Raw genomic sequence first — 24,605 nt, forward strand, 5'->3', positions numbered from 1 at the left:
TTAATGTTAAATATGGCTTAGTAAGAAAGTTTTAATTCCTATTTTAAGAATTTGAAATAGGAATTTCATTAAACTATAAAGTATTTTTTAGCGTCGTTTTTGCTAAGTGCTTTTGCAAAATATTTTTGCCCTTTAAACTCGCATTCTTTATCATCTGGACTTTTAGCATAAGCAAGTGCAAGCGAGCAGGCAAGATTAATATCATCTAAATTAGCATTATTATCTAATAGAGAAATCGCACCGATTAAGCCTGTTTTAATCTCACTCATTTTTATTTTTTCATTTGCTAATAATTCTAAGATTTTTATACCTTCTGCTTCATCTCTTGAGATTATCATCTTAGCATTATTTGGCAGTCTTAAATGTCTTCCATATCTTAATAATTTTGCATTTTGGCTATCTAAAGTATCGTATTTTAAATAATCTTGTATTTTGTTTTTATAAGCTTGCAAGGTTAGTAAGCACCCACCAGCTGGGCTTTCATAATCGCTGTATCCATAAACATTTGCAAGTTCCATTTGTCTAGTTCTTCCCCTGCCACTAAAATCAAGCAGTTTTTCTCTATCAACCCATCCATTAATCTCAGGTAAAGTTGGTGCAAGTAATTTAGCACTCAAAGGGCGTAAAATCTTATTATCTTTATCTTCGCTAAGTTTTGCAACGCTATTTAATGCTTGTGCTCTTTGGCTCATTGGACGCTGACCTAAAACCTCTCCACTAATTACAAAAGAAGCTCCTAAATCTTCACACATAGAAAGTGCAGTCTTAAACATATAACCATGACAATCAATACAAGGATTTATAGCTTTTCCATAGCCATATTTTGGATTTAATAAAACATCTTGCAAATACGCACTACTAATATCAACTACTCTAAAGCTAGCTCCTGCCATATTTGCACGGCGTTTTAATAATTCAAAATTGCTTCCACCAAATCCCGTATCAATATGAATGGCTTCAACTTCTATTCCTTGTTTTGCAATGGTAGTGATTGCTAACATACTATCAAGACCACCACTAAATAAAGCTAATGCTTTCATTTATTCTCCTAATTTTCTTATATAGTCTTTTAATTTTTCTTTTTCTTCTTCATCTAAGGCTTTATTATGAACTAAGATTAATTCAACCAAACAATGATAAGCCTTTTTTAAACCTTCTTTGCTGTGAATTAATTTTAAGTTTTTTATAATCTCTGCTGCATAGTTTTTAAATAAAGAAGCGTTTAGAATATTAAAACTTGCGTAATAATTAGCTAAATTATTAAAAAAAACTAAAATATTATCAATTTTTTGTGCGTTGCTAAAATTGTTTAAAAACTCAATCAGTCCTGCACTTGCATAGTTCATATTTAAAACATCATCAATTAGTGGATTTTGAAAATATTCTCTTAAAATCAAAACATTAAAATTTGCCTTAGAAATAGCTAGAAAATAAATTATTCTATCTTCTTGAATATTGCTTGTTTTTTTAATTTGTGGTTTTTTTTCTACAACTTTTGCTTTTATTCCATTTAATAGATTAAAATCAAGCCCATAATTTTCGCAAAATATCTTAAGATGAGTATTTGCTAAAAAACTATCAATTGTATTTGTATATTCTAAGACTTTTAAATAAGCTTGTTTTATCAAAAATGGCTCAATTTTACTTATGCTTAATTTGTCTAAATATTCAAGCTCTAATTCTTTTTTGAATATATATTCAATACAAAAAGTAATGATATTTATTGCGTTGTTTAATTCTGATTTTAGCTTTAATTCTTCGTTGTTTTCAATATATTCGCCTGGGTCTTTATATGTTTTTAGCCTTATTACTTCGGCGTTATAGCCGTTTGCACTAAGCAATACACCTGCTTTAAATGCAGCATTTAATCCTGCACCATCTTTATCAAAACAAAGCGATACAAAGCAATCTTTTTTAATTAGTCTTAAATGCTGTTTAGTAAGTGCAGTTCCTAACACTGCTACTGCGTAGGTTAAACCTGCTTTATGTAGGCTAATTGTATCCATATAGCCTTCACAAATTATCATTCTTTTGTGCTTATTAATATCGTTTTTTGCTAAGTGATAAGCATAAAAAATAGTGCTTTTATCAAAAAGAGCCGAAGCAGGGGAATTTACATATTTTGCAGGATTTTGCGGATTTAGTGTGCGTCCTCCAAAACCTATTAAAAAGCCTGTATTATCATAAATAGGAAAGGTAATTCTTTCTATAAAAGAAGCATAAACTCCATTTTCGTTTTTTTTAAGAACTCCTTCATTTAGAGCATTTTCTAAAGGAATATTTGCTTTTTGTAATACTCTTAAAGTATCGTTTGCGCTAGGTGCGTAGCCAAGATTAAACTTAATTCTTAAATCTCTTGTGATTTTTCTTTTTTCAAGATACGAAATCAAATTCCCACGAATATTTAATTCGCTTATATAATAATCATTTAATACCACTAAAGCATCGTTTTTTTGATAGACCTTTGTTTTTTTATCATCTTCTAAAACGAAGTTATACATATTTGCTAATTCTTTTACGGCGTCTATAAAATCTAAATTATTATATTTTTGTAAAAAACTTATAGCATCGCCATTAGCCCCACATCCAAAGCAATGAAAAAAACCTTCATTTTCACGAATAGCCATACTAGGGTTTTTATCAGCATGAAAAGGGCAAACGCACATATAATTCGCACCATTTTTATGCACTGGAATATAATTTGAAATTAAATCAACAATATTAACACTTTCTTTTAATCTTTGAATGCTCTCGTTTGTAATCATAAAAGTATTATATGTATAATTAATTAATTTTTTTTAAAGGATATTTGTGGATTTAATACTTAGCTATTATAGAAATCCTATTTTTGGTATTTTAGTATTAATTAGCCTTGTTTTAATCATTGCACTATCTCAAATCATCTTTGCAAGTTTAAAAGAAAGTCAAACTAATAAAAATATTAAAAAATATCTTGCTAATTTTAACGCACTTGAGCCTAAATATTTAAGCAATTTAAGTTTTGATGAAAGGCTTAATTTAGCAAATGGATTTTTTAAAGCATCAATGTTTTTAGAATGTAAGCAAGTTTTAATCAATTTATTAAATGAATTTAGTAATGATAAAGACTTATTATATCTATTAGCACAATGTGATTTAAGGCTAGGTTTGTTAAATGACGCTAAGCAAGATTTATTAAAAATTTTAAAAAATCGTGCTAGAGATGAAGCAGCGTTGTTAAGTCTTGCTTATATTCACTTTAAATTAAATGAAATAAATGATTGTATAGAAGTTTATAAATGCTTATGTGTTTTAAATGATTATGAAAAGGACTTAGAATTTATAAAAAATTATAAAAACTCTCCTAATTTTTCATATAAGCAAGTAAAAGTAGATGATAAAGTAATAGATGCTAGTTCTATCAATCAATTTTATTTATGCAAATATTGTTCATCGCATTCTTTATTTTACACTCCGTTTTGTTCGCAGTGCTTTAGATGTGATTGCTTACAAGCTAATTTAAGGATAAAAATATGAAAAAAATAACTATATATACAGACGGAAGTTGCCTAAACAATCCAGGAGCAGGTGGTTGGGCTTGGATAAAATTAGATGATGGCAAAATCACAAAAGATAGTGGTGGAGAAAGCTCTACAACAAATAATATTATGGAACTAAGTGCCTGTATCAATGCACTTTCAAGTCTTAATGAAGCTTGTGAAATTGATTTATATAGCGATAGTCAATATGTAGTAAAAGGAATTAATGAGTGGCTTAGTGGTTGGGTTAAGACTGATTTTAAAGGCAAAAAAAATGTTGAATTATGGAAAAATTATTTAGAAGTTTCAAAATCACATAAAATCAATGCAATTTGGGTTAAAGCTCATAATGGCGATACTTATAATGAAATGTGTGATGAATTAGCAAGGACAAAAGCACTTGAGTATGAAAAAGGCGTAATAGTAGAAAAAAAACATTCAAAATACAAAGAGATAGAAGATAAATTAAATTATAAATTTAAAAACGAAGCTTTATTAAATCAAGCACTAACACATAAAAGTTTTGGTAAAACTCATAATGAAAGGCTTGAGTTTTTGGGTGATGCGGTGCTTGATTTAATAGTGGCAAATATTTTATTTAAAGATTTCGGACATTTTAGTGAAGGGGATTTGAGCAAATTAAGAGCTGCGCTTGTAAATGAAAAATCATTTGCAAAAATTGCAAAATACCTAAATATAGGAGATTTTTTACAATTATCAACTTCAGAAGAAAATAACGGCGGAAGAGCAAAGCCAAGCTTACTTTCAGATGCTTACGAAGCAATAATTGGTGCAATTTACTTAGAAAGTGGTTATGAAAAAGCAAGAGAAGTTGGCGAAAAGATTTTAAATGAAGTTTTTCCTAAGATTGATATAGAACTTATAAAAGATTATAAAACAAAGCTTCAAGAAAAAACTCAAGCAATAATGGCACAAACACCAGAATATAAAATCCTTAGCACAAAAGGACCTGACCATAAAAAAGAATTTGAAATAGGACTTTTCTTAAATGATGAATTATTTACAAAAGCCATAGGAAATAGCAAAAAAGAAGCAGAGCAAAGTGCTGCAAAATTAGCACTAGAAAGATTAGAAGATGAATAGTTTTGGAAGTTTTTTAAAATTTAGTAGCTTTGGAGAAAGTCACGGAAAAGCAATAGGCGTTGTAATAGATAATTATCCAGCAGGAATTAAGATTGATATTGATTATATAAACTCACAACTAAAGCTAAGACAAGGTGGCGGAGCATTTAGCACTCCTAGAAAAGAAGTCGATGAGATAAATATAATTAGCGGAGTATTTAATGATATTAGCACAGGTGCTCCAATTTGTGTACTTGTAGAAAATAACAACACTAGAAGTAAAGATTATAAAGAGCATTTACGCCCTGCTCATGCTGATTTTAGCTATTATGCAAAATACGAGCATTTTGATTATCGTGGTGGTGGTAGAAGTAGTGCTAGAGAAAGCCTTGCAAGGGTTATTGCAGGAAGTTTTGCAGATTTAATACTAAAAGAATTTAATATAAGAACTTATGCAAGTATTTGTGGGGTTGGTGGAGTTAGTTTAGATGAGTTTAAATTTAGCGAAAATGATTATAAAAACGCTTTAGCTAAAGACTTTAACGCCTTAGGTGATGATTTAATAAAAGAATTATTTAAAGATGAAATCATAAAAGCAAAAAATAATAATGATAGCGTAGGTGCTAGTGTAAGTGTTGCTGCATTTGGCGTAATGGCAGGGCTTGGAAATGGGCTTTATGATAAGCTAGATGCTAGAATTGCAAGTGCATTTATGGGGCTTAATGCTGTAAAATGTGTTGAAATTGGAGCAGGAAGAAAGCTAAGCTCAATGAATGGCTCTTTTGCAAATGATGAGATTTTAGGTGTTAGCAATAGCGAAAATCACACAAACACTACAAGTAATATAGTGAAAAAATCAAGTAATTTTGTATCATTTAAAGAAGCAAAGGCTAATATAAACAAGCCTTTATTTTTACATACTAGACATAATTTTAGCGGCGGAGTTGTTGGTGGGATTAGTACAGGAGAAAATATTTATATCAAGGCTCATTTTAAGCCAACTCCTTCAATTTTTAAAGAACAAACTATGCTAAATAAAGATTTAAAACTTATTAAAGATAGCATTCATGGAAGACATGATCCTTGCGTTGGAGTGCGTGGGGCTGTTGTTTTAAAATCAATGTTAAGCTTTATAATAGCTGATTTTTTAATGTTAAATTCGTGTGCTAAAATAAGCAACCTTAAAAAAATCTACAAAGGAGAATAAATGCCAGTAATTAATATAAAACTAGCAGCACCAATGCCAAATAAAGAAAAATGCGAAGAAATCATAAAAGATTTAACCGAATATTTTGAAACAAAATTAGGCAAAAAGCGTGAAAGAATAGTAATAATGCTAGAAGAAATCCCACAATCTCACATAGGTTTTGGTGGAAGAAGCGTTGAAAATATCAATAATGCTGATTTTGTGAATAATTACAAATTAGAAGATAGATAAAATTCCCTATTTTAGGGGAATTTCTATGCAAATTTTACTTTCTTTACTATTTGGATTTTTTATTTTTATCGGTGTTTTTTTAGAATTTTTTTATTTTGTATGGAGGGCTTTTAAGCTTTTTGATGCTGCTTATCCTTTAATATCTTTAGCGATTTTTACGATTTTAATTTTATTAATTATTAAAATAATTAGAAAAATTAGCTTTAAAAAATTTTTACTCATTAGTATTGTAATCATTAGTTTTGAAGCGCTTTTTGTTAGAACTATCGTTGATTATTCTAGTTTTAATGATTTTAGTTATGTTTTAAAGAGTAGTTATGAAAAAGATTTGCTTGGATATTGTGTAAAAGATAATGAGATTTTAAGTAAAGATGAGCTTTTAAGAAGAGGAATTAATGATTTAATACATAAAACAAAAATTTATTATAAAAATATAGCTAATAAATATGAAAAAGATAGGGTTTATTTTTATACCCTTGATGAGGTTAAGAGTTTTGATGATTTAAAATTATACAAATTAGAAAAATTAAATCAACATAAATTAAATACTAAAAATTATTTAGAAAAACTATTAGAAAGACCATTGTTTTTATCTACTCCTTATAGGTATGATATTGTGTTTTTTTATGAAGGATTTAAGATAAATAATGGATATTTAGAGTATTTATATACAAAAACAGATAGTAGTTTAGCTTATAAATTCACTGATAAACTTGAGATTGATAATTGTGGTAATGTAAATAGAGCTTATTTAGAAGAGCCTTGTTTTGATTTCTTTGGTTGTAAATATAGATATAATTTATAGAATTTAAAATAGGAATTTGATTTGAAATTCCGAATTCAAATTCTTTTTTAAATAATCCTTAATTTATTAATTTTTTGTATAATGTAAGTTTTTTCAAAAAGGAGCAAAAATGGCAGATTTAGATAAAGAATTAGAGGTTTTGTTTAAGGACAATACAGATGATTATTTAACCTATGAAATGATAGTTAAGTTATTTAAAAAAGCTCCAACAGCAGCAAATATAAAAACTATTAAAAATCTAGTAAAAGAATATAATGTAAATCTTCTAAGCTCAGCAGAAATTGCTAAAATGAGAAATCTAAAAGAAGCAAAAGAGCGAGCAAAGCAAAGAGAATTATTAAGAGAAAACGAGCTTGAGGGTGATTTAAGCAAGGATTATGATTTAAGCGAAATCAGTAGAAGTGAAAGCCCTGTTAGAATGTATCTTCGTGAAATGGGTCAAATTGATTTATTAAGCAAAGAAGAAGAAGTAGAAATTAGTAAAAGAATTGAGCTAGGAGAAGATATAATCATTGATGCTTTTTGTAGCGTTCCTTATTTGATTGATTTCATACTTGATTATAAAGATGCTTTAATTAATCGTGAGCGTCGTGTAAAAGAGCTATTTAAAAACTTTGATAATGACGAAGAAGAAAACGAAGAAGAATTAGAAGAAGATGAGCTTGAAGATGGCGATGAAGAAAGAAAGCCAGCAAAATCTTTAAAAGAAGATAAAAGAGCAATCAAAGTAATAGAAAGCTTTAAAGCTTTAGAAAAAGCTAAAAAAGAATGGCTAAAAAGCTCACATAAAGAACAACTTAGCAAAGATGAATTACAAAATCATATAAATATTGCGTTTAAGAAAAATATTTTAAAAGAAAAATTATTAGCACTAGGACCAACTTCTAAGCTAATTAATGAAATTGTAAAATCTATGGAAACTGTTTTAAAAAGCGATGTAGATTTTGATAAAGAATTAAAACGCTTAGAATACCGCTTGCCTATGTTTAGCGATGAACTAAAAGAAAGACATAAAAAAATCTTAGATAATATCACAAATCTAAGCAAAGAAGAAATCGCTGAACTTGCACTTGAAAATACAATGGTAAGCACATATATGGAAATTAAGAAATTATTCCAGACAAAGGAAGCTAGCGAAAATTGCTTTGATATGGATAAAGAAAGATTAAAAGAGATTTTAGAGCAAATTAAGCGTGGTAAAAATATTAGCGATACTGCAAAAGGTAAAATGGCAAGATCAAACTTAAGATTGGTTGTAAGTATTGCAAAACGCTATACTAATCGTGGTTTAGCATTCTTAGATCTTATTCAAGAAGGAAATATCGGTCTTATGAAGGCTGTTGATAAGTTTGAATACAAGCGTGGATATAAATTCTCAACCTATGCAACTTGGTGGATTAGACAAGCAATTAGCCGTGCAGTAGCTGATCAGGCTAGAACTATTAGAATTCCAATACATATGATTGATACTATTAATAAGATTAATAAATTTAGCAAAAAGCGTGTTCAAGAATGTGGAAAAGAGCCAACAATAGATGAAATTGCTAAAGAAATCGGAATGAGTGAAGATAAGGTTAAGCAAGTTATGAAGATTGCAAAAGAGCCTGTTAGCCTTGATGCTCCTGTTGGAAGTGATGATGATGGAAGATTTGGCGATAGCGTAGAAGATAGAAGTAGCATTAGCCCACTTGAGCATATCTTAAAAGAAGATTTAAAAGAGCAAATTAACGGAGTTTTAGAGCAATTAAACGAGCGTGAGAAAACCGTTATTAAATTACGCTTTGGCTTAACAGAAGACGAAAGTGATAGAACGCTTGAAGAAATAGGAACAGAACTTAAAATTACTCGTGAGCGTGTAAGACAGATTGAAAGCACAGCGATTAAGAAATTAAAATTCCCTAAATACGGAAAACAATTAAAAGGAGCTAGCACATGAGTAAATATGAAATATTTAATGTAAATTGCTCTCATTGTGTAAATAAAATTAAAAATGAATTAGACAATGTTAGCTTTAGTGATGATTTAAAAACAATCATAACCGATCATGATGAAGATGAATTAAGAGAAATCTTAGAAGATTTAGGCTTTAAACTAGGAAAGAAATTAGATTAAAATTAGGCTTTTTATAAGCGCTTGCTTATAAAAAGCTATTTAATAAATATTTATAATATTTTTATAATATTTAATTTTTATTTAAAAAATAAGGAGATATTATGAAAAAATTATTTTTATTAAGCTTATTTGGTGTTTTTGTAATGGCAAATGAAGGAGAAGCTATTGCGAAAATTATAAAACAATATCAAGTAGAGTGTGCAAGTGGAAATGGTGCTTCTTGTGATAAATTAAGCAAAATTCATAATTTTCTTATGAATAATCAAGATTTTTTTACAAATAATCAAAACAATTTAGCAAGCCTTGAGAAAGATTGCAATAATAAAAATTATAAAGTTTGTGAAGAATTAGGCGATAAATACTATATGGGAGATGGTGTTAATACCGATCTTGACAAAGCGCTTTTATATTATAATAAAGCTTGCAAAGGTTCAGTGGCTTGCAATAAAGTAAATGCTACAAAAAATGCAAAGCAAAGAATAGAAAATATCGTAAATAATTATTATCAAAATCAAGCAAATACTAATAATCAAAACTCTTATAATCCAAACGATATAAGCTCAAAAAACACTTATGACCCATATAATACTTATTATGTTAGAAATGGCAAAAGATATATGCTCCCATCAACTTGCCCTATGGGAGCTGATAAAGATAAAGCTTATATGTATGCGATAGAGTATTTAAAAGTAGGAAATGGCAAAGAAGCTAAAAGATGCCTTTTAAAAGGTTGTGATAGAAAATATTCTCCTTTAGCAAAATCTTGCACGAAGTTAGGAGATATGCATTTTAGTGGGAATGGGGCTGAGTTTAGCTATGATTTGGCTTTAAAATATTATAAAAAAGGTTGCGAATTAGGCGATAGCTATGCTTGTTTAGGAACTAAAAAAGTTGCAGACGCACTAAAAGAAGAAAAAGAAAAAAATAAATATGAAGTAATAATTAAAAAATAAAACCTAAGAATTTGAATTATGATTTATAATTCAAATTCCTATTTCAAATTCTTATAATTTTTATTTCTTATAAACTAGGAATTAAAACGCAGATTAAATTAGCTAAAATTAATAAACTTTACTTTAGGCAAAAAACTTACAAATAGCTAAAATAATTTTATTTAAATTTATTTGAAGATTTATTCAAAATAAAAGCAAGTAATAATAATAAAATAAATTAGCAAAAAGCCTTAAAAAATCATATACTAAAAATACCTATAAATATCCTTGAAAAACAAAGATATTTTAATATTTTTAGTTTTAAATTCCTAATTCAAATTCTTTTTGTTTTAGCACTCAATTTTCTTTAACATAGGTAGCTTAATGTTTTTATTTTTTAATAATTCTAATGTTAGTTTTGTATGAAAATTATCATAATTTATCTCGTAAAAAACAAAAGCACCATCTCTACTTGCAATTAATAATTCCGCATCTTTTAAAATCTTTAAATGCCTTGAAATACGAGATTGTATCATATCAAAACTCTCACATATCTCACAAACGCAAAGCTTTTTATGAATGTCTAAAAAAGCTATTATTTTAAGTCTTGTTTCATCGTTTATCGCCGCTGTGTAATTTAACAAATCTTTCATCTTAGTCCTTAAATCTATTTTTATTTATATTAACAATTTTTACCAAAAACAACATTAATGGCACTTCAACAAGCACGCCAACAACACAAACTAAGGTAGCAAAAGAGCCAAGTCCAAACAAAGCAATGCTAACTCCAACAGCAAGTTCAAAGAAATTTGAAGCACCTATTAAAATACTTGCTGAAGCTATTTCAAATGGTAGTTTTAACTTTAGTGATAAATAAAATCCTACTAAAAAAACAATAAAAGTTTGAATGATTAAAACTATTGAAATAAGAACTATCAAAATAGGATTATTTATGATATTTTGCCCTTGAAAAATAAAAATAGTTATCAAAGTTAGCAAAAGCCCAAGCATTGTAAATCTATCAAAACTAGGCAAAAATGATTTTTCGTAATACTCTAAACCTTTTTTCTTAATTACTTTATGCCTTATAAAAACGCTTATAAAAAGTGGTAAAAATACATATAAAATTGTAGATAAAATTAGCGTTGTAAATGAAATGCTAATATCACTCCTATTAAGTAAAAATGAAGATATAGGCACAAAGGCAAACAAAATTATCAAATCATTACTAGCAACTTGTATCAAAGTATAATTAGCATTTGCACGAGTTAGCTTAGCCCATACAAATACCATAGCGGTGCAAGGTGCAACCCCAAGCAAGACAGCACCAGCTAAAAATTCATAATAATTTTCAAAATTATAAATATACTTAAAAAATAAAATCGCTACTAAATACATCAAAAATGGTTTAAAAAGCCAATTTATAAACCAAGTTAAATATAAACCTTTTGGATTTTGAAGGCTATGTTTTAGACTTGTAAAATCAATTTTTAAAAACATAGGTATTATCATAACCCAAAGCAAAATTAGCATTATAAAAGATATATTTGCGTATTCTAATGATTTTAAAACATTAGCAAAATTAGGCATAAGATAGCCAAGCAAAGTGCCAATTATCATACATATAATCACCCAAAAACTTAAGTTTTTTTCAAAAAAACTAATATCATTTTTCATCTAAAACTCCTATGTTTTTTAAAAATTCATTGATTTTTTTGTCTATTTCATAAATTGTTTTAATAAATTCTTTTTCATCATATTCACTAGGGTCAGCTACTCCAAAATCAAGCCTTGCGATATTATGCTTTAAGCTAGGGCATTTTACATTACACCCCATAGTTATCACATAATCAATATCAGTAAGGCTATCAATTAGCTTTGATTTTTCTTTGCTTATATCTATATCAAACTCGCTTTTTAGATATTTAATAGCCTTAGGATTAATAGGCTTTAAAGATGTTCCTGCTGAATAAAACTCAATTCCTTTTAAGCCTTTTGATTTTGCTAAAGCTTCAGCGATTTGGCTTCTGCAAGAATTATGCACGCAAATAAAAGCTACTTTCATAAAAATTCCTTAGTAAAATAAATAAAGCAATATCCCAAAAACATTTGCCATAGCAAGAACACTAAGTATAAATATAATCATCATGCGAGTTTTAAACATTGATTTTAAGAGTATAAGTTCTGGTAAAGAGCAGCCGCCACCAGCAATCAAAAAGCTAAAAAATATACCGATAGGAAACCCAACATTTATTAAAGTTACTCCTAGTGGAATAATCAAGCAAGTTTGTATATAAAGTAATAAACCAACAAAACTAGCTAAAAATATACCATAAATTCCAAAACTAGATAAATAATCTTTAATAAACTCAACAGGCATAAAATTATGCAAAAAAGCACCTATTAACATACCAAATAATACATAATAAAAAATATCCTTATATGATTTTAAAGATTTGTATAGACATTCATATAAATTAAGCTTGACATTTTGATTGAACTGAAATTCTTTAGTTATAATATCTTTTAATAGCAATCTTGCAGGTATTAAACCTATTAAATAGCTTATAATAAATACAAATATAACTATATAAATAATGTAATAAAAAGTTATGCTAAAACCAAATGCACTAAGTAGCATAGTAATTAGCATAGGATTAATTAATGGCGAAGTTAGTAAAAAAGCACTAGCTACTCCGTGATTAATATTGTTTTTAATTAAAGAATTAAAAACAGGTATAGTTGAACAAGAACAAAAAGTAGTAATTGAGCCTAAAAATATTGCTATAAAATATGAAAAAACATTATTTTTTAAATATTTATTAAAGCTATACCTTGAATTAATATAAAACATAATCATATTGATAAAAATAAATAAAAAGCTTATTTCAGCAGTTAAAAACAAAAACTCATAAAAAAATGAGAGTAATTTTTCGCTTGTAAATTCCATAAAAAATCCTTTAAAATAATTTAATTTTGAAAATATATTATAAAATTCTAAATATCAAGATAACTTGATATTTAGAATAATCAAAGAATTACGAATTAGGTATTAGATTTAAAATGTTTTAATACCTGTGAATTATAAAATCTAATTTTAGCTTAAACAAAAGTCTAATTCCTATTTCAAATTCCTTTGTTTTTAAAGGGTAGGGCAGAAGAATTTAAAATAGGAATTTGGTTTGATAATTCGTGTAAGTTTTAAAAATTGTTAAGCATTTAATTCATAAAATATTCATAACTTAGCTTAGAAAGGGTTAAAAATACTATTGTTAAAAAGATTTTTTTAATTGATGTGCTTTTATATTTTAGAACAAACTTAGCTCCTAAAAATGCTCCAAATATCCCACAAGCAGCCATTTTAAAGCCAAGCGAATAATAAATATTAAAATCTATTATAAATACAAGAAGAGAAATCATTCCGCTTGCCATACATAAAGCTTTTGCATTAATACTAGCTTGTTTTATATCTTGTCCTATTAGACTAATGCTAGCAAATATCCAAAACGAACCCGTAGCAGGCCCTAAAAAGCCATCATAAAAGCCTATTAATAAGCCAAATAATGGATAAAATAATTTTTCGCTCATTATTTGTTTTGCTTTAATTGAGCCTAGTTTTGAATTAAATATAGAATAGATAAATATGGCTAAAAGTGTAAATAAAATAATCGGTTTTAATGGTTCAGGATTTATTATGATTAAAACTCTAGCACCAATTATTCCACCTATTAGGCTAAAAATTATGCCTAAAAATAGCTTTTTAAACTCAATATATTTAAAAAGCGTAGAAAAAGAACAAAGCATTGCAAACATTGCTTGAAATTTATGCGTGCTTATTGCAAGTTGCTCTCCTAATCCAAAGGCTATTAGCATGGGAATTATAATAAGACCGCCACCACCGCAAATAGCGTCAATAAATCCTGCAAAAGTAGCTGAGATTAATACGATTATTTCTTGAATTAGGCTAAGATATGGCATTTTTAATAAGCTCGTTTAAGGCTTTTTCATCATTAGTTTGTGATATTCTATAAAGTGCAAAATCGTATTTTAAAGGATCATTCGGACAAAATTCTCTTAAAGCCTTGCTTAGCTCAAGCATACATTTTTGATCGGCTTGTTTTCTTGTAATTAGCCCTAATTTTAAGCCCATTTTATGTGTATGTGTATCAAGTGGCATTAATAAATCAGCTGGGTTTATCTCATTAAATAAACCTAAATCTAAATTATCATTTCTTACCATCCAACGATAATACATGCAATATCTTTTATAAGCACTTGTTTTATTTACCTTGCTAAAGAAAAACTCATAACCAGCACTTCTATAATCATTTAAAGAATAAATTTCATTAATAAAGGCATAAATTACATTTAGTAATTTATTTTCTTTGCTAGATTTGTATATTTTATGGCTAAAGTCTTTTATGCTTGTTTTTTCTTTAAACCTTTTTAAACTTATAAAAATCTGTGCTACATCTTGTGAGTTTTGAAATCTATATAAATTATTAAGTTCTTTAATTTCATTATCACTTTTATCAAGTAGTGAAAAATCAAGTTTTTTTAAAAATTTAACAATAGCTCCTGCATTTCCATAAGCAAATAAAGCACAAATAAGTGCAATAAATTCTATATCTTTATGATTTATATTATCATAAACAACTTGTAATGGGTCAGGATGAGAATAAAGGTTATCTAAAGTATTTTTAACACTTGCTGCTTCATCTAATAATTGTTTTATCATAATTTTTCTTTTAGGCTAGTTATTTTTAAATACGATTCTTCAAGCCTTTTTCTAGTGATTTTACCATCATTTACAGCTTTTGTGATTATATCTACTACATAGCTTGCTGTATCTCCGTATTTGATTTTTGATAATCCAAAATACAATATATCAACACCTGCATTTATACTATTTATTATTCTTTCACTAAAGTCAATATTATCTAAATCTCCACCTAAAATATCATCACTTATAATAACGCCTTTATAAGCTAAATCATTTTTTAAAATATTTATGATTTTTTTTGACATTACTGCTGGATTTGTATCTAGCATAGGATAAATTTTATTTGAGATCATGATCATATCTACTTTATTTGTTTGTGAAAAATCATAAAATGGCTTCAAAAAGCTTATTTTATAGTCTTTTACTTCTTTTTCTAAGTAATTCATATCGCCAGGAAATGTTTTTGCTGATACTAAAATATTGCTTTGTCTAAATGCGTCTGAATATTCTCTTGCATAAATACTAAGCTTATCTAATAAATTATTTGTAATTTGAGTATTTACTCCAAGGCTTAGATTTAGGTTTAACCCTAGTTCTTTTAGGTTTAGTGCTGTTTTTAAGTAGCTAAGTCTTGCATCGTTTATATTAAGTGTTTGATTTATAAAATCAGGCTCTTTAAAATACATAAAATCATAATTTTTATCTAAATCTTTATAATCAATTGCTAAAAATAATGGATTTACTATCGCTATATTTTTAAATCTTTTTATTAGTTTTTTTGCTTGTTCTGTATCGGTAAAATTATTTGCTCTAAATACAATACCGCCTAATTTTCCTAAGCTTGCTTCTTGACCTAGCTTTCTTATTGTGTATTCTTTAATGTCTTTTCCATTAAAGCCTATCATAATCATTTGCCCTGCTAGTCTTTGTGTACTTATGTTTGATAAATTTGAAGAATAGCCTATGCTTATTGCAAATATTAATATTAATAACTTTTTCATCTTTTAAGTAAATCTTGTAAGCTTATTTTTACATCTTTTCCATCTAAAATTAATGATATTTCATTTGCAATAGGGCAATAAATATTATTAGTTTTAGCGATTTTACACACTGATTTTGTAGTGGCAATTCCTTCGGCAACTTCTTGTAACTCCTTATATATTTGCTCTTTTGAATACCCTTTTGCAAGCATTAAACCAACTCTATAATTTCTAGAAAGTGTTGAGCTTGCAGTTAAAAATAAATCCCCAGCCCCACTAAGTCCTAAAAATGTATTATCTCTTGCTCCAAAAAATTTACCAAATCTAGTAATTTCAATAAGACCACGAGATATTAAAGCAGCTCTTGCATTATTGCCTAGTTCTAATCCATCACAAATCCCACTTGCAATTGCTATTATATTTTTATAAGCACCACAAATCTCTGCACCGATTACATCAGTATCTGTGTATGTTTTAATAAAGTTTGGAAAAAAGGCTGCAAATTCCTGATTCAAATTCTCATTAATTCCACTAATTACTAAAGCCGTTGGTAAATTTTTGCTCACTTCGGCTGCAAATGATGGACCTGTTAAAACACATATATTTTCTTTATGAAAAAATTTTGAAAATATATCATGCAAGAACATATCTTCATAAATACCTTTTGATGCGATTAAAACTTTATTGTTATTTATATTTGCGAAATTAGTCTTAAGATAATCATAAGTTCCTTGAGCGCTCAAAGCAAATACTAAATATTCGCTTTTTTTAGCTTCATCTATACTTATATAATCTCCATCTTTTTTATTAAAAGGACAAATATTTACTTTATTATTAAGTGAGATAGCATGAGCTATTGCGCTACCCCACTTACCTGAGCCTATTACGCTAATCATCCAAGCTTAGCCTTTAAAAGCTCATTTACTTTTGCAGGATTAAAGGCACCTTTTCCTTCTTTCATTACTTGACCTACAAAGAAACCAAATAATTTATCTTTACCTGATTTATATTCTTCTACTTTATCTGTGTTTTTAGCTAGAATTTCATCAATGATTGCATTTATTGCACCATCATCACTAACTTGTTTTAAGCCAAGTTTTTCAATACATTCACTTACGCTAATATCATTTTCAAATAAATATGCTAAAACATCTTTTCCTGCTTTATTTGAAATTTCTCCGCTATCAATTGCCTTGATTAAATCTGCTAATTTTTCTTTACTTACAGGAGAGTTTGTGATATTTAATTCACCTTTTAAAAGTCCCATAAGTTCTACACTAAGCCATGTGGTGCTAAGTTTAGCCGAGCAACCACTTTCTATTAAATATTCAAAGAATTTAGCCATTTCAAGAGAACTTACTAAAACCTTTGCATCATCTTCTTTTATTCCGTATTCACTCATATAACGAGCTATTTTTTCATCTGCTAATTCTGGAATTTTTACATCAATCATCTCTTTAGTAGCTAATACAGGTAATAAATCAGGGTCAGCAAAATATCTATATTCAGCTGCTTCTTCTTTACTTCTCATAGATTTTGTTACAAGTCTTGTTGTATCAAACAATCTTGTTTCTTGAACTATTTCGCTTTCGTATTTACCATCCATCCAAGCTGCTATTTGTCTTTCTTTTTCGTATTCAATAGCTTTTTGAATAAATCTAAAACTATTTAGGTTTTTAATTTCTACTCTTGTATAAAATTTCTCATCACCTTTAGGGCGAATTGAGATATTTACATCACATCTAAATGAACCTTCTTGCATATTTGCATCGCTAATATCTAAAAATCTTATAATAGAATGAAGTTTTTTAAGATATGCAACTGCTTCATCTGCACTTCTGATTTCTGGTTCGCTTACTATTTCTAAAAGCGGAGTTCCTGCACGATTTAAATCTACTAAAGAATTATCATTTTCGTGAATATTTTTACCTGCATCTTCTTCTAAGTGCGCTCTTGTAATTCCTATTGTTTTTTTACCAAAATCGCCTTCAATTTCAAGTTTTCCACCTTCTACAATTGCTACATCAAATTGAGATATTTGATAAGCTTTAGGTAAGTCAGGATAAAAATAATTTTTTCTATTAAAAATACTTACTTCATTTATTTTTGCATTGATAGCTTTACCAAAATATATTGCCTTTTGTAAAGCTTCTTTATTTAATACCGGTAAAGCACCTGGTAAAGCTAAACATACAGGGCAAACATTAGTGTTAGCAACTTCTCCAAAACTTGTTGCGCATGAGCAAAAGATTTTAGTTTTTGTGTTTAGTTGTGTATGAACTTCAAGACCGATTACTACTTCAAATTCCATTAATGCTCCTCATCAAGTGCAATAGCACCTGCAATATATACATAAGTAAGTATCATAAATACGAATGTTTGTAAGCAAGCCATAAAGGTTAATAGAAAATATGGTGGAAGTGGTGCAACGAATGGAACTAGAGTTAAGATAACTCCTAAGAATAAATCATCACCTTTTATATTTCCAAATAAACGGAATGATAATGAAACAATACGAGAAAAGTGTGAAATCACTTCTACAACAAACATAAGTGGAGAAATAAGTTTAACAGGCCCTAAGAAATGTTTAAAATATTTACAAACTCCTTGAGTTTTTATACCTTCATAATGATAGTAAAAAAATACAATAACAGCTAAAGGAAGTGTTAAATTTAAACTAGCACTTGGAGCCTCAAAACCTGGGATAATTCCTATCATATTGCTAACAAAAACAACAAGACCTAAAGTAGCAATTAAAGGAACATATTTTAAAGAAGCTTCTTTTGAACCTATTGTATCTTTACCCATATTTAATACGCCTTCTAAGAACATTTCCATGATATTTTGAACACCTTTTGGAACTAATTGCATTTTAGAAGTGGCAGCTTTTGCTAGAACTAAAATTATTGCAAGAACTAAAACTAGATGAATTAAATAAGCCATTTTAATATCATCAGTAATAAATTCGCTAAACAAAAATAAACTATCGTGCATTTATTATCCTTAAAAATTGAAAGTAATTCCTTGATTTTACAAAAGCTCCTTTAGTAATTGGTTAATGTTTTTGTAAAAAATATGGAATATGATTTGCTTTATTAAACATATTTATAATAAGGAAAATTTATGCGTTTTATAGTTTTTATTTTTGTGTTTTGTGGCTATCTTTTTTCAACTTCTATAAAAGATGTTGCAAATATTGTTGGGGTAAGAGATAATGAATTAATAGGATATGGTCTAGTTGTAGGTCTTAATGGTAGCGGAGATGGTTCTAGTAGTGAATTTACCATTCAATCAATTGCTAATATGCTAGGTTCAATGAATATAAAAATAAGTCCTGATGATATCAAAAGTAAAAACACAGCAGCAGTTATGATAAGTGCAAAGTTACCTGCATTTGCTAAAGCAGGGGATAAAATAGATGTGAATGTGGCTTCTTTAGGAGATGCGAAAAGTCTTAAAGGTGGCACACTTTTACTGAGTGCTTTAAAGGGTGTTGATGGCAATATTTATGCTTTAGCGCAAGGAGCTTTAAGTATTGATAGTAGTGGAAAAGGTGCTAGTATGACTAATGCAAAGATTACTAATGGAGCTAGTATTGAGCGTGAAGTTGGCTTTGACTTTAGTAATCAAAATATGATAACTCTTAGCTTAAAACAAAATGATTTTGCATTAGCTAGCAAGATTAAAAACTCAATTAATAAAGCATTTGATTTAGATATTGCAAGAGCAACCGATGGTAAAACAATAATAATAGAGCGTCCTGAAGAAGAAAGTGCAGTTGATTTTATAGCTAAGGTTTTAAGTCTTGATGCAGGCGAAGTGAATGCAAATAGTAAAATTATAATAAATGAAAAAACAGGAACTATTATTAGTGGAATTGATGTTGAAGTTAGCCCTGTTTTGATTTCTCATGGAAATATTACAATTAAAATTGAGCCAAAAAGACCTTATGAGTTAAAAGATAATGAAGTTGATTTAAAAGATGGAAGTGTAATTGATACGAGTGCAAATATTTTAAGAATTGCAAACGATAAAATAACTCTTGCAAACATTACAAGAGCTTTAAATAAATTAGGAGCAAGTCCTGCTGATGTTATTACTATTATTAAAAATCTAAAACAAGCAGGTGCTATTAATGCTGAATTGGAGATTTTATAATGGATTTGTCAAAAATATATGAAAGTACTTATAAAAATACTTTACCTAATACAAATACTTTAATAAAACTAAGTGAGAATGAAAAAAGCGATTTTGCTAATATTTTAGAGAAAAAAACAAATGAATTAGAGAAGAAAAAGCATTTTGATATAGCAAATAATTTAGAGTTTAAGACTCAAAATATTGATGAAAAATTATTAAGAGAGCAAACCGATGCTTTTGAAGCTTTTATGATAAAAAATGTTTTAGATATTAGCTTAAAGATTGAAAATCCTTTGTTTGGCAAAGATGCAGCCGATGATATTTATGGCTCTATGTATAATGATGCTATGAGTAAGGCTTTAAGCGGGGGGCTTGGCTTTTCAGAAATTTTATTTAATTTTTTAAAAGAAAGACTATAAAGATTTTTAAACTTTGTCCGATATAGTAGAAAATATTATTAAAAAAGGTTGAAAGATGTTAAACTCAGTTAGTTCATCTATGGCTTATTCAAGTCAAGATATTTTAAAACCTAAGTTAAGTAAAAGCGAGAATGTTGATAACAAAAGCGATGTAAAACAAAGCTCTCTTAGTCCAAAAGCAGCTGCAATTGCAGAGCAAATTGCTAATGGAACTTATAAAATAGATTTAAGGGCTACTGCAAACGCTATTTTAAATGAGTTAAGCTGATGATAGAAAAAAGATTAAGCACTGCAAATAATTTATTACTAACTATCATCAAGCTTACAGAACAAGGAATTGCAGATATAAGGGAAGCTAGAAAAGATAGATTAGATAGCCAAAATAAAGAAAAATTAGATGCTTTAAATGCTTTTTTAAAAGAAAAAAAAGCTTTGGATATGGCATTATTAGATTTAGCAAATAAAAATAACGGCAACTTAACTGATGTTTTAAGCGAAAAAACTAATGATTTATTACAGCAATTAAGATTTAATTTAAATTATTTATTAGCAAAAAATAAAGAATATGCAAGATATGTATTATCAGTAAAAGAATTTTATGATTCTATGCTAGAAGAAATGTTAAAAGACAGCATAGAAGTAAATGGCTATAAGCAAGAATACAAAAATACTTCAACTCTAAATCAAACTTTATAAGATAGGAATTTCAAATTCCTATTTCAAATTCTTTAAACAAATATCATGAATTTAAAATCAATTTCTTAATTTAACTACTTGTTATTTTAATTGCTTTTATCTTGATTAAAAGATAAGGTTTATTTTTAAAATTTTACGCGAATTTAAAAAATCAAATTCTAAATCCAAATTCTTTAAAACTATTTGAAATAATCTATTTTTAGTAAGTAAAAGCAAAATATTAGAATTAAATAAAAAATTAAAATATTTGGGTTTTTATATATCAAAAATAAAGAGAATTTGAATTAGGAATTTGGTTTTTAAATTTTTAAAAAGCTAAAAATATTATTGAGTTTTAAATTCAATTTTTATTCAAACATTTGTAAGATTAATATTTTAATAAATATATTATTGTAATAATACAATTTCAAAGATAGTTTTAATTTCCTAATTCAAATTCTAAAAGAATTTGAATTAGGATTTTGTTTAATGACAAGCTGGGGTATTTGAAGTTGGTTGAATACTAGAATTATCAGCCTTTGCAGTGTTTAAAAACTCAATTAATTTAAACGCAGCTTCTTCGTATCTTTTAGCTACAACTGAGTTTGGCTCGCACATTGATACAGGCTTGCCACTATCTCCACCACTTCTAATAGATAAATCAATAGGAATACAGCCTAAAATAGAGCAATCATATTCATGAGCTAAATTAAGTGCTCCACCTTTACCAAAAATCTCATGCTCAATCTCGCAATTAGGACATATAAAACCACTCATATTTTCAACTATTCCTGCAACAGGTATGTTTAATTTAGCAAACATATCCATAGCTCTTCTGCTATCATCAAGGCTTACAGCTTGTGGAGTGCTAACGCAAACTCCTGCACTAACAGGCACGCTTTGAGCTAAAGTAATTTGCGCATCACCAGTTCCAGGAGGCATATCAAGCAATAACACATCAAGCTCACTCCAAAGAACATCGCTTAATAATTGCTCAATCGCTTTCATAACCATAGACCCTCTCCACATTAGTCCTTGTCCTGCTTCAATTAGATTTCCCATACTCATAAGCTCAATTCCATAAGCTTTAATAGGGCGAAGTTTATTGCCTACTACTACTGGTTTTTCATCTTCAGCTCCAAGCATTCTAGGCATATTAGGTCCATAAATATCAGCATCTAATACTCCAACTTTTTTGCCTAATTTTGCTAAGCTTAGTGCTAGATTTAGAGTTGTTGTGCTTTTGCCAACACCGCCTTTTCCACTACTAATCATTACAAAATGCTTAATTTGTGGAGCTAGATTTTTGATTTTTGGTCTTTTTATTTCTGGCTCTTCTAGTTTTGGTTGAATGATTTTAAGCTCTAGTTTATAATTATTATTTCTTGCTATTGCTTCACATTCGTTTCTTATAGCGTTTGCAACTTCAATGCTAGTAGCTGGAATTTCAATATCCATTAAAATAATATCGCCTGCTAATTCGCATTTTTTAACAAAGCCAAAACTTACAATATCCTTTTGAAAATTAGGATATTTTACATTTTTAAATAATTCAATTATTTGCATTATTTCTCCTTTTTTACTTTTATGCTAACAAAAAAAGTAAAATAATAAGATGAGATTTGTATTTTTATTGATTTTAAGTATTTTTGTAAAAGCTAGTGAAATTAGTGTTTGTTATGTGAGCGAAGATTATAAGCGGCTTGATACTATGTTCGGGCATTTATTTTTAGCATATAATAATAAAGCTGTTAGTTTTAATTTAAACAGCGATTTAAATGTTAAAGATAATTTATTAGCGCTTTTTGGTGTAGAAGGAATTTTACAAATTTTGCCTAAAGACAAATTAGTAAAGTTTTATGAAGATGATAAAAGATCTGTTGAGTGCTATCCACTAAATTTAAATGATAGCGAAGAAGCTAATTTATCGGCTTTATTTTATGAAAGCGACACTCTTGATACTTATACATTTTTAGGCAAAAATTGCTCATCAGCCTTAAGTGAATATGCAAAAAAATATGATGTTAGTTTAAAAAAAAGTTTAATTCCTTTAAGATTTGTTTCGCTTAATACTAATAAAAAAATTAATTTTTATAAAGCAGCTTTATTTTATGAGTATGATGGTTTTAATAGTTCTAATTTTTTAATTACTTTGCTAAGTTTAAATGATAAATTATCTCATAGTTTAAATTTATTTTCTTTTAATAAAAACTATTTTTCTCCTATAAGTATAAGTGAATTTAATAATTTTAGCTACGAATTTGAATTAGGAATTAGATACAAAAAGGCTAGAACTTTTGCTAATTTTTTCTTAGGATATTCTTACAATGGTTTGTTTGTTGGGGCTAATAATTATGGTTTAGCTCTTGGCTTTGTAAAGGATTTTAGTAATTTTGGAATAAAGCTTAGTTTTGATAAATCTCATATAAATTTTAATTCATATTATGATTATAAAAATTATCGCTTAAGCTTAATTGCTAATCAAAATTACGCTAAAATCGGGCTTATATATTCATTTTAAGGAAATTAATGAAAAGCGTTGCAGAAAATAAAAAAGCTAGATTTGAATACAGCATTATAGATACTTATGAATGTGGCTTTGTATTACAAGGTAGTGAAGTTGTAGCTATTAGACACGGCAAAATAAACTTAAAAGATTCTTTTGTAAGAATTATTAAAGGCGAAGCTTGGCTACTTGATTCACATGTAGGACATATGAATACTGATAATAAGTATTTTTCGCACGAAGATAGGCGTGCTAGAAAACTACTTTTAAAAAGAGCAGAAATTGATAAATTAATAGGTAAAATCAGCACCGATGGTTATACTTTAGTGATATTAAATTGCTATTTTAAGCGTGGAATTTTAAAAGGAACTCTAGCTTTAGCAAAAGGTAAAAATCTTCACGATAAACGCCAAAGCATTAAAGAAAGAGATTTAAAGCGAGAAGCTAGAGAGTATTATTAATTAACTCTTAAATATTAAACTAAAAAACATTTATATTATAAGGGAAACGATGAGAATTTATTTTGCAAACGACCATGCAGCAACTAAACTAAAGTTTGATTTGATTGATTATTTTTCTAAAGATTATGAATGTATAAATCTAGGTTGCGATAGCGATGAGAGCGTTGATTATCCTGATTATGCGAATAAGTTAGCAAATGAGCTTAAGAATAATCCTAATTCAATCGGAGTTATAATTTGTGGCACAGGAATAGGAATTAGCATAGCAGCAAATCGCCATTCGCACATCCGTGCAGCACTTTGCCACTCTAAAGAATACGCACAATTAGCAAGAGAACATAATGATGCTAATGTTATTTCACTTGGAGCTAGATTTATTGATTTTGACTTAGCAAAAGAGCTAATACTTACTTTTATTAATACGCCTTTTCTAGGTGGAAGGCATGAAATTAGAGTGCGTAAGCTAGGAAATTGAATGCTATTTATATGGATGGTAATTACTGCTTTAGTTTGTATTTGCATATATTTTATTGTAATGACTTATTATTATAGGTCTTTGCTAAATAAAGAAAGAGCTTCAAAAGAGTTTTTAAAGACAAATTTTGACGATACTGAAGTGGTTATGAGAAAGCTACAAACCCAACTCCAACGATCACTTGGAAACATTGATGTATTAAACGAAGAATTAGACAAGGTAAAAAGCGAATTAACAAGCTTAAGAACAAGAAATTCTCAATATCGTTTAGAAAACAATAAATTAAACGCAAAAATCAAAGAATTAGAAGCAAAAATTGAAAGCTTACTATAAGGAAA

General features: G+C 28.1%; 29 protein-coding genes and 1 pseudogene. 17 read left to right on the top strand and 13 right to left on the bottom strand.

Annotated features, from left to right (window positions below; translation table 11 throughout):
- Positions 1-68: 68 nt before the first annotated feature.
- Together AC1B00_RS03730 and dnaG are read right to left on the bottom strand one after the other, a co-directional pair.
- On the bottom strand, positions 69-1,040 hold the full coding sequence (locus tag AC1B00_RS03730) for an argininosuccinate synthase domain-containing protein (RefSeq protein ID WP_488848189.1): 972 nt from the start codon (positions 1,038-1,040) through the stop codon (positions 69-71).
- Complete coding sequence (gene dnaG, locus AC1B00_RS03735) at positions 1,041-2,765, bottom strand: DNA primase (RefSeq protein WP_488848190.1); 1,725 nt, start codon at positions 2,763-2,765, stop codon at positions 1,041-1,043.
- Positions 2,766-2,811: 46 nt separating this feature from the next.
- On the opposite strand from dnaG, the gene AC1B00_RS03740 reads away from it, so the two are divergent.
- The 9 genes and pseudogenes from AC1B00_RS03740 (at position 2,812) to AC1B00_RS03780 (ending at position 9,909) form a co-directional block, all read left to right on the top strand.
- Entirely contained in the window at positions 2,812-3,516 is a 705-nt protein-coding gene (locus AC1B00_RS03740; protein WP_488848191.1) for a tetratricopeptide repeat protein, read from the top strand.
- A pseudogene (gene rnhA, locus AC1B00_RS03745) lies at positions 3,513-3,902 on the top strand (ribonuclease HI); the annotation flags it as partial. The gene AC1B00_RS03740 and the pseudogene rnhA, both read left to right, overlap by 4 nt.
- 36 nt (positions 3,903-3,938) lie before the next feature.
- Positions 3,939-4,622, top strand: a complete 684-nt coding sequence (gene rnc / locus AC1B00_RS03750; RefSeq protein ID WP_239818545.1) for a ribonuclease III — start codon at positions 3,939-3,941, stop codon at positions 4,620-4,622.
- Positions 4,615-5,808, top strand: a complete 1,194-nt coding sequence (aroC, locus tag AC1B00_RS03755; protein ID WP_488848193.1) for a chorismate synthase — start codon at positions 4,615-4,617, stop codon at positions 5,806-5,808. Before rnc ends, aroC begins: the two co-directional genes overlap by 8 nt.
- The gene (locus AC1B00_RS03760) at positions 5,809-6,039 is read left to right on the top strand and encodes a tautomerase family protein (protein WP_239817256.1); all 231 of its coding nucleotides are present in this window, start codon (positions 5,809-5,811) and stop codon (positions 6,037-6,039) included. It begins immediately after the preceding gene.
- A gap of 25 nt (positions 6,040-6,064) precedes the next feature.
- Complete coding sequence (locus tag AC1B00_RS03765) at positions 6,065-6,844, top strand: hypothetical protein (RefSeq protein ID WP_488848195.1); 780 nt, start codon at positions 6,065-6,067, stop codon at positions 6,842-6,844.
- A gap of 109 nt (positions 6,845-6,953) precedes the next feature.
- A complete protein-coding gene (gene rpoD, locus AC1B00_RS03770) occupies positions 6,954-8,780 on the top strand; it encodes an RNA polymerase sigma factor RpoD (RefSeq protein WP_239817281.1) in 1,827 nt (608 codons plus the stop codon).
- Entirely contained in the window at positions 8,777-8,956 is a 180-nt protein-coding gene (locus AC1B00_RS03775; protein ID WP_239817280.1) for a heavy-metal-associated domain-containing protein, read from the top strand. Before rpoD ends, AC1B00_RS03775 begins: the two co-directional genes overlap by 4 nt.
- Positions 8,957-9,057: 101 nt before the next feature.
- Positions 9,058-9,909 carry an SEL1-like repeat protein gene (locus AC1B00_RS03780; protein WP_239817279.1) on the top strand — a complete coding sequence of 284 codons (852 nt, stop codon included), beginning with the start codon at positions 9,058-9,060 and terminating at the stop codon, positions 9,907-9,909.
- Between the two features lie 329 nt (positions 9,910-10,238).
- On the opposite strand, the gene AC1B00_RS03785 is transcribed toward AC1B00_RS03780, so the two are convergent.
- The 10 genes from AC1B00_RS03785 to AC1B00_RS03830 all read right to left on the bottom strand — a co-directional run bounded on the left by AC1B00_RS03785 (position 10,239) and on the right by AC1B00_RS03830 (position 18,585).
- Positions 10,239-10,541 (bottom strand): ArsR/SmtB family transcription factor, encoded by a 303-nt coding sequence (locus AC1B00_RS03785; protein WP_488848197.1) that lies wholly within the window; start codon positions 10,539-10,541, stop codon positions 10,239-10,241.
- A 1-nt stretch (position 10,542) separates the two neighbouring features.
- Positions 10,543-11,565 (bottom strand): ACR3 family arsenite efflux transporter, encoded by a 1,023-nt coding sequence (arsB, locus tag AC1B00_RS03790; RefSeq protein WP_239817277.1) that lies wholly within the window; start codon positions 11,563-11,565, stop codon positions 10,543-10,545.
- A complete protein-coding gene (locus AC1B00_RS03795; protein ID WP_239817276.1) occupies positions 11,555-11,953 on the bottom strand; it encodes an arsenate reductase ArsC in 399 nt (132 codons plus the stop codon). The genes arsB and AC1B00_RS03795 overlap by 11 nt, the downstream gene beginning before the upstream one ends.
- Positions 11,954-11,962: 9 nt before the next feature.
- Positions 11,963-12,838, bottom strand: coding sequence for a permease (locus AC1B00_RS03800; protein WP_239817275.1), 876 nt, complete (start codon positions 12,836-12,838; stop codon positions 11,963-11,965).
- Between the two features lie 269 nt (positions 12,839-13,107).
- Positions 13,108-13,866, bottom strand: a complete 759-nt coding sequence (locus AC1B00_RS03805) for a sulfite exporter TauE/SafE family protein (RefSeq protein WP_488848198.1) — start codon at positions 13,864-13,866, stop codon at positions 13,108-13,110.
- The gene (locus AC1B00_RS03810) at positions 13,853-14,626 is read right to left on the bottom strand and encodes a TIGR02757 family protein (RefSeq protein ID WP_488848199.1); all 774 of its coding nucleotides are present in this window, start codon (positions 14,624-14,626) and stop codon (positions 13,853-13,855) included. Before AC1B00_RS03810 ends, AC1B00_RS03805 begins: the two co-directional genes overlap by 14 nt.
- Positions 14,623-15,612: a glycoside hydrolase family 3 N-terminal domain-containing protein gene (locus AC1B00_RS03815; protein ID WP_488848201.1), complete on the bottom strand. Its 990-nt coding sequence runs from the start codon at positions 15,610-15,612 to the stop codon at positions 14,623-14,625. Before AC1B00_RS03815 ends, AC1B00_RS03810 begins: the two co-directional genes overlap by 4 nt.
- Positions 15,609-16,487 carry an NAD(P)H-dependent glycerol-3-phosphate dehydrogenase gene (locus AC1B00_RS03820; RefSeq protein WP_488848202.1) on the bottom strand — a complete coding sequence of 293 codons (879 nt, stop codon included), beginning with the start codon at positions 16,485-16,487 and terminating at the stop codon, positions 15,609-15,611. The genes AC1B00_RS03815 and AC1B00_RS03820 overlap by 4 nt, the downstream gene beginning before the upstream one ends.
- On the bottom strand, positions 16,484-17,902 hold the full coding sequence (gene gatB / locus AC1B00_RS03825; RefSeq protein WP_239817250.1) for an Asp-tRNA(Asn)/Glu-tRNA(Gln) amidotransferase subunit GatB: 1,419 nt from the start codon (positions 17,900-17,902) through the stop codon (positions 16,484-16,486). Before gatB ends, AC1B00_RS03820 begins: the two co-directional genes overlap by 4 nt.
- Positions 17,902-18,585 (bottom strand): F0F1 ATP synthase subunit A, encoded by a 684-nt coding sequence (locus AC1B00_RS03830; RefSeq protein ID WP_239817249.1) that lies wholly within the window; start codon positions 18,583-18,585, stop codon positions 17,902-17,904. The genes gatB and AC1B00_RS03830 overlap by 1 nt, the downstream gene beginning before the upstream one ends.
- Before the next feature lie 129 nt (positions 18,586-18,714).
- Here AC1B00_RS03830 and AC1B00_RS03835 point away from each other — a divergent pair, with 129 nt between their 5' ends.
- The 4 genes from AC1B00_RS03835 to AC1B00_RS03850 all read left to right on the top strand — a co-directional run bounded on the left by AC1B00_RS03835 (position 18,715) and on the right by AC1B00_RS03850 (position 20,846).
- Positions 18,715-19,749: a flagellar basal body P-ring protein FlgI gene (locus AC1B00_RS03835; protein WP_239817248.1), complete on the top strand. Its 1,035-nt coding sequence runs from the start codon at positions 18,715-18,717 to the stop codon at positions 19,747-19,749.
- Between the two features lie 149 nt (positions 19,750-19,898).
- Complete coding sequence (locus AC1B00_RS03840; protein WP_239818544.1) at positions 19,899-20,150, top strand: rod-binding protein; 252 nt, start codon at positions 19,899-19,901, stop codon at positions 20,148-20,150.
- A gap of 55 nt (positions 20,151-20,205) precedes the next feature.
- Entirely contained in the window at positions 20,206-20,418 is a 213-nt protein-coding gene (locus tag AC1B00_RS03845) for a flagellar biosynthesis anti-sigma factor FlgM (protein ID WP_488848203.1), read from the top strand.
- Positions 20,418-20,846: a flagellar biosynthesis protein FlgN gene (locus tag AC1B00_RS03850; protein ID WP_239817246.1), complete on the top strand. Its 429-nt coding sequence runs from the start codon at positions 20,418-20,420 to the stop codon at positions 20,844-20,846. The genes AC1B00_RS03845 and AC1B00_RS03850 overlap by 1 nt, the downstream gene beginning before the upstream one ends.
- 465 nt (positions 20,847-21,311) lie before the next feature.
- Here the strand turns inward: AC1B00_RS03850 and AC1B00_RS03855 are convergent, their stop codons facing one another.
- Entirely contained in the window at positions 21,312-22,391 is a 1,080-nt protein-coding gene (locus tag AC1B00_RS03855) for an Mrp/NBP35 family ATP-binding protein (protein WP_488848205.1), read from the bottom strand.
- Positions 22,392-22,440: 49 nt separating this feature from the next.
- On the opposite strand from AC1B00_RS03855, the gene AC1B00_RS03860 reads away from it, so the two are divergent.
- The 4 genes from AC1B00_RS03860 to AC1B00_RS03875 are packed head-to-tail and all read left to right on the top strand — an operon-like array spanning position 22,441 to position 24,600.
- Positions 22,441-23,346, top strand: coding sequence for a lipoprotein N-acyltransferase Lnb domain-containing protein (locus AC1B00_RS03860; protein WP_488848206.1), 906 nt, complete (start codon positions 22,441-22,443; stop codon positions 23,344-23,346).
- Positions 23,347-23,354: 8 nt separating this feature from the next.
- Complete coding sequence (smpB, locus tag AC1B00_RS03865; RefSeq protein ID WP_239817243.1) at positions 23,355-23,792, top strand: SsrA-binding protein SmpB; 438 nt, start codon at positions 23,355-23,357, stop codon at positions 23,790-23,792.
- A gap of 49 nt (positions 23,793-23,841) precedes the next feature.
- A complete protein-coding gene (locus AC1B00_RS03870; RefSeq protein WP_239817242.1) occupies positions 23,842-24,267 on the top strand; it encodes an RpiB/LacA/LacB family sugar-phosphate isomerase in 426 nt (141 codons plus the stop codon).
- Positions 24,268-24,600 (top strand): hypothetical protein, encoded by a 333-nt coding sequence (locus AC1B00_RS03875; RefSeq protein WP_336610898.1) that lies wholly within the window; start codon positions 24,268-24,270, stop codon positions 24,598-24,600.
- The last annotated feature ends 5 nt before the right edge of the window (positions 24,601-24,605 follow it).

The sequence above is a fragment of the Campylobacter sp. DY7 genome (assembly GCF_057802535.1).

Bases quoted from the DNA above. Each gene is read 5' to 3' on its own strand.
- AC1B00_RS03730 (WP_488848189.1), bottom strand. From the start codon at position 1,040: ATGAAAGCATTAGCTTTATTTAGTGGTGGTCTTGATAGTATGTTAGCA.
- dnaG (WP_488848190.1), bottom strand. From the start codon at position 2,765: ATGATTACAAACGAGAGCATTCAAAGATTAAAAGAAAGTGTTAATATT.
- aroC (WP_488848193.1), top strand. From the start codon at position 4,615: ATGAATAGTTTTGGAAGTTTTTTAAAATTTAGTAGCTTTGGAGAAAGT.
- AC1B00_RS03760 (WP_239817256.1), top strand. From the start codon at position 5,809: ATGCCAGTAATTAATATAAAACTAGCAGCACCAATGCCAAATAAAGAA.
- AC1B00_RS03765 (WP_488848195.1), top strand. From the start codon at position 6,065: ATGCAAATTTTACTTTCTTTACTATTTGGATTTTTTATTTTTATCGGT.
- rpoD (WP_239817281.1), top strand. From the start codon at position 6,954: ATGGCAGATTTAGATAAAGAATTAGAGGTTTTGTTTAAGGACAATACA.
- AC1B00_RS03775 (WP_239817280.1), top strand. From the start codon at position 8,777: ATGAGTAAATATGAAATATTTAATGTAAATTGCTCTCATTGTGTAAAT.
- AC1B00_RS03780 (WP_239817279.1), top strand. From the start codon at position 9,058: ATGAAAAAATTATTTTTATTAAGCTTATTTGGTGTTTTTGTAATGGCA.
- AC1B00_RS03785 (WP_488848197.1), bottom strand. From the start codon at position 10,541: ATGAAAGATTTGTTAAATTACACAGCGGCGATAAACGATGAAACAAGA.
- arsB (WP_239817277.1), bottom strand. From the start codon at position 11,565: ATGAAAAATGATATTAGTTTTTTTGAAAAAAACTTAAGTTTTTGGGTG.
- AC1B00_RS03795 (WP_239817276.1), bottom strand. From the start codon at position 11,953: ATGAAAGTAGCTTTTATTTGCGTGCATAATTCTTGCAGAAGCCAAATC.
- AC1B00_RS03800 (WP_239817275.1), bottom strand. From the start codon at position 12,838: ATGGAATTTACAAGCGAAAAATTACTCTCATTTTTTTATGAGTTTTTG.
- AC1B00_RS03805 (WP_488848198.1), bottom strand. From the start codon at position 13,866: ATGCCATATCTTAGCCTAATTCAAGAAATAATCGTATTAATCTCAGCT.
- AC1B00_RS03810 (WP_488848199.1), bottom strand. From the start codon at position 14,626: ATGATAAAACAATTATTAGATGAAGCAGCAAGTGTTAAAAATACTTTA.
- AC1B00_RS03815 (WP_488848201.1), bottom strand. From the start codon at position 15,612: ATGAAAAAGTTATTAATATTAATATTTGCAATAAGCATAGGCTATTCT.
- AC1B00_RS03820 (WP_488848202.1), bottom strand. From the start codon at position 16,487: ATGATTAGCGTAATAGGCTCAGGTAAGTGGGGTAGCGCAATAGCTCAT.
- gatB (WP_239817250.1), bottom strand. From the start codon at position 17,902: ATGGAATTTGAAGTAGTAATCGGTCTTGAAGTTCATACACAACTAAAC.
- AC1B00_RS03830 (WP_239817249.1), bottom strand. From the start codon at position 18,585: ATGCACGATAGTTTATTTTTGTTTAGCGAATTTATTACTGATGATATT.
- AC1B00_RS03835 (WP_239817248.1), top strand. From the start codon at position 18,715: ATGCGTTTTATAGTTTTTATTTTTGTGTTTTGTGGCTATCTTTTTTCA.
- AC1B00_RS03845 (WP_488848203.1), top strand. From the start codon at position 20,206: ATGTTAAACTCAGTTAGTTCATCTATGGCTTATTCAAGTCAAGATATT.
- AC1B00_RS03850 (WP_239817246.1), top strand. From the start codon at position 20,418: ATGATAGAAAAAAGATTAAGCACTGCAAATAATTTATTACTAACTATC.
- AC1B00_RS03855 (WP_488848205.1), bottom strand. From the start codon at position 22,391: ATGCAAATAATTGAATTATTTAAAAATGTAAAATATCCTAATTTTCAA.
- AC1B00_RS03860 (WP_488848206.1), top strand. From the start codon at position 22,441: ATGAGATTTGTATTTTTATTGATTTTAAGTATTTTTGTAAAAGCTAGT.
- smpB (WP_239817243.1), top strand. From the start codon at position 23,355: ATGAAAAGCGTTGCAGAAAATAAAAAAGCTAGATTTGAATACAGCATT.
- AC1B00_RS03870 (WP_239817242.1), top strand. From the start codon at position 23,842: ATGAGAATTTATTTTGCAAACGACCATGCAGCAACTAAACTAAAGTTT.
- AC1B00_RS03875 (WP_336610898.1), top strand. From the start codon at position 24,268: ATGCTATTTATATGGATGGTAATTACTGCTTTAGTTTGTATTTGCATA.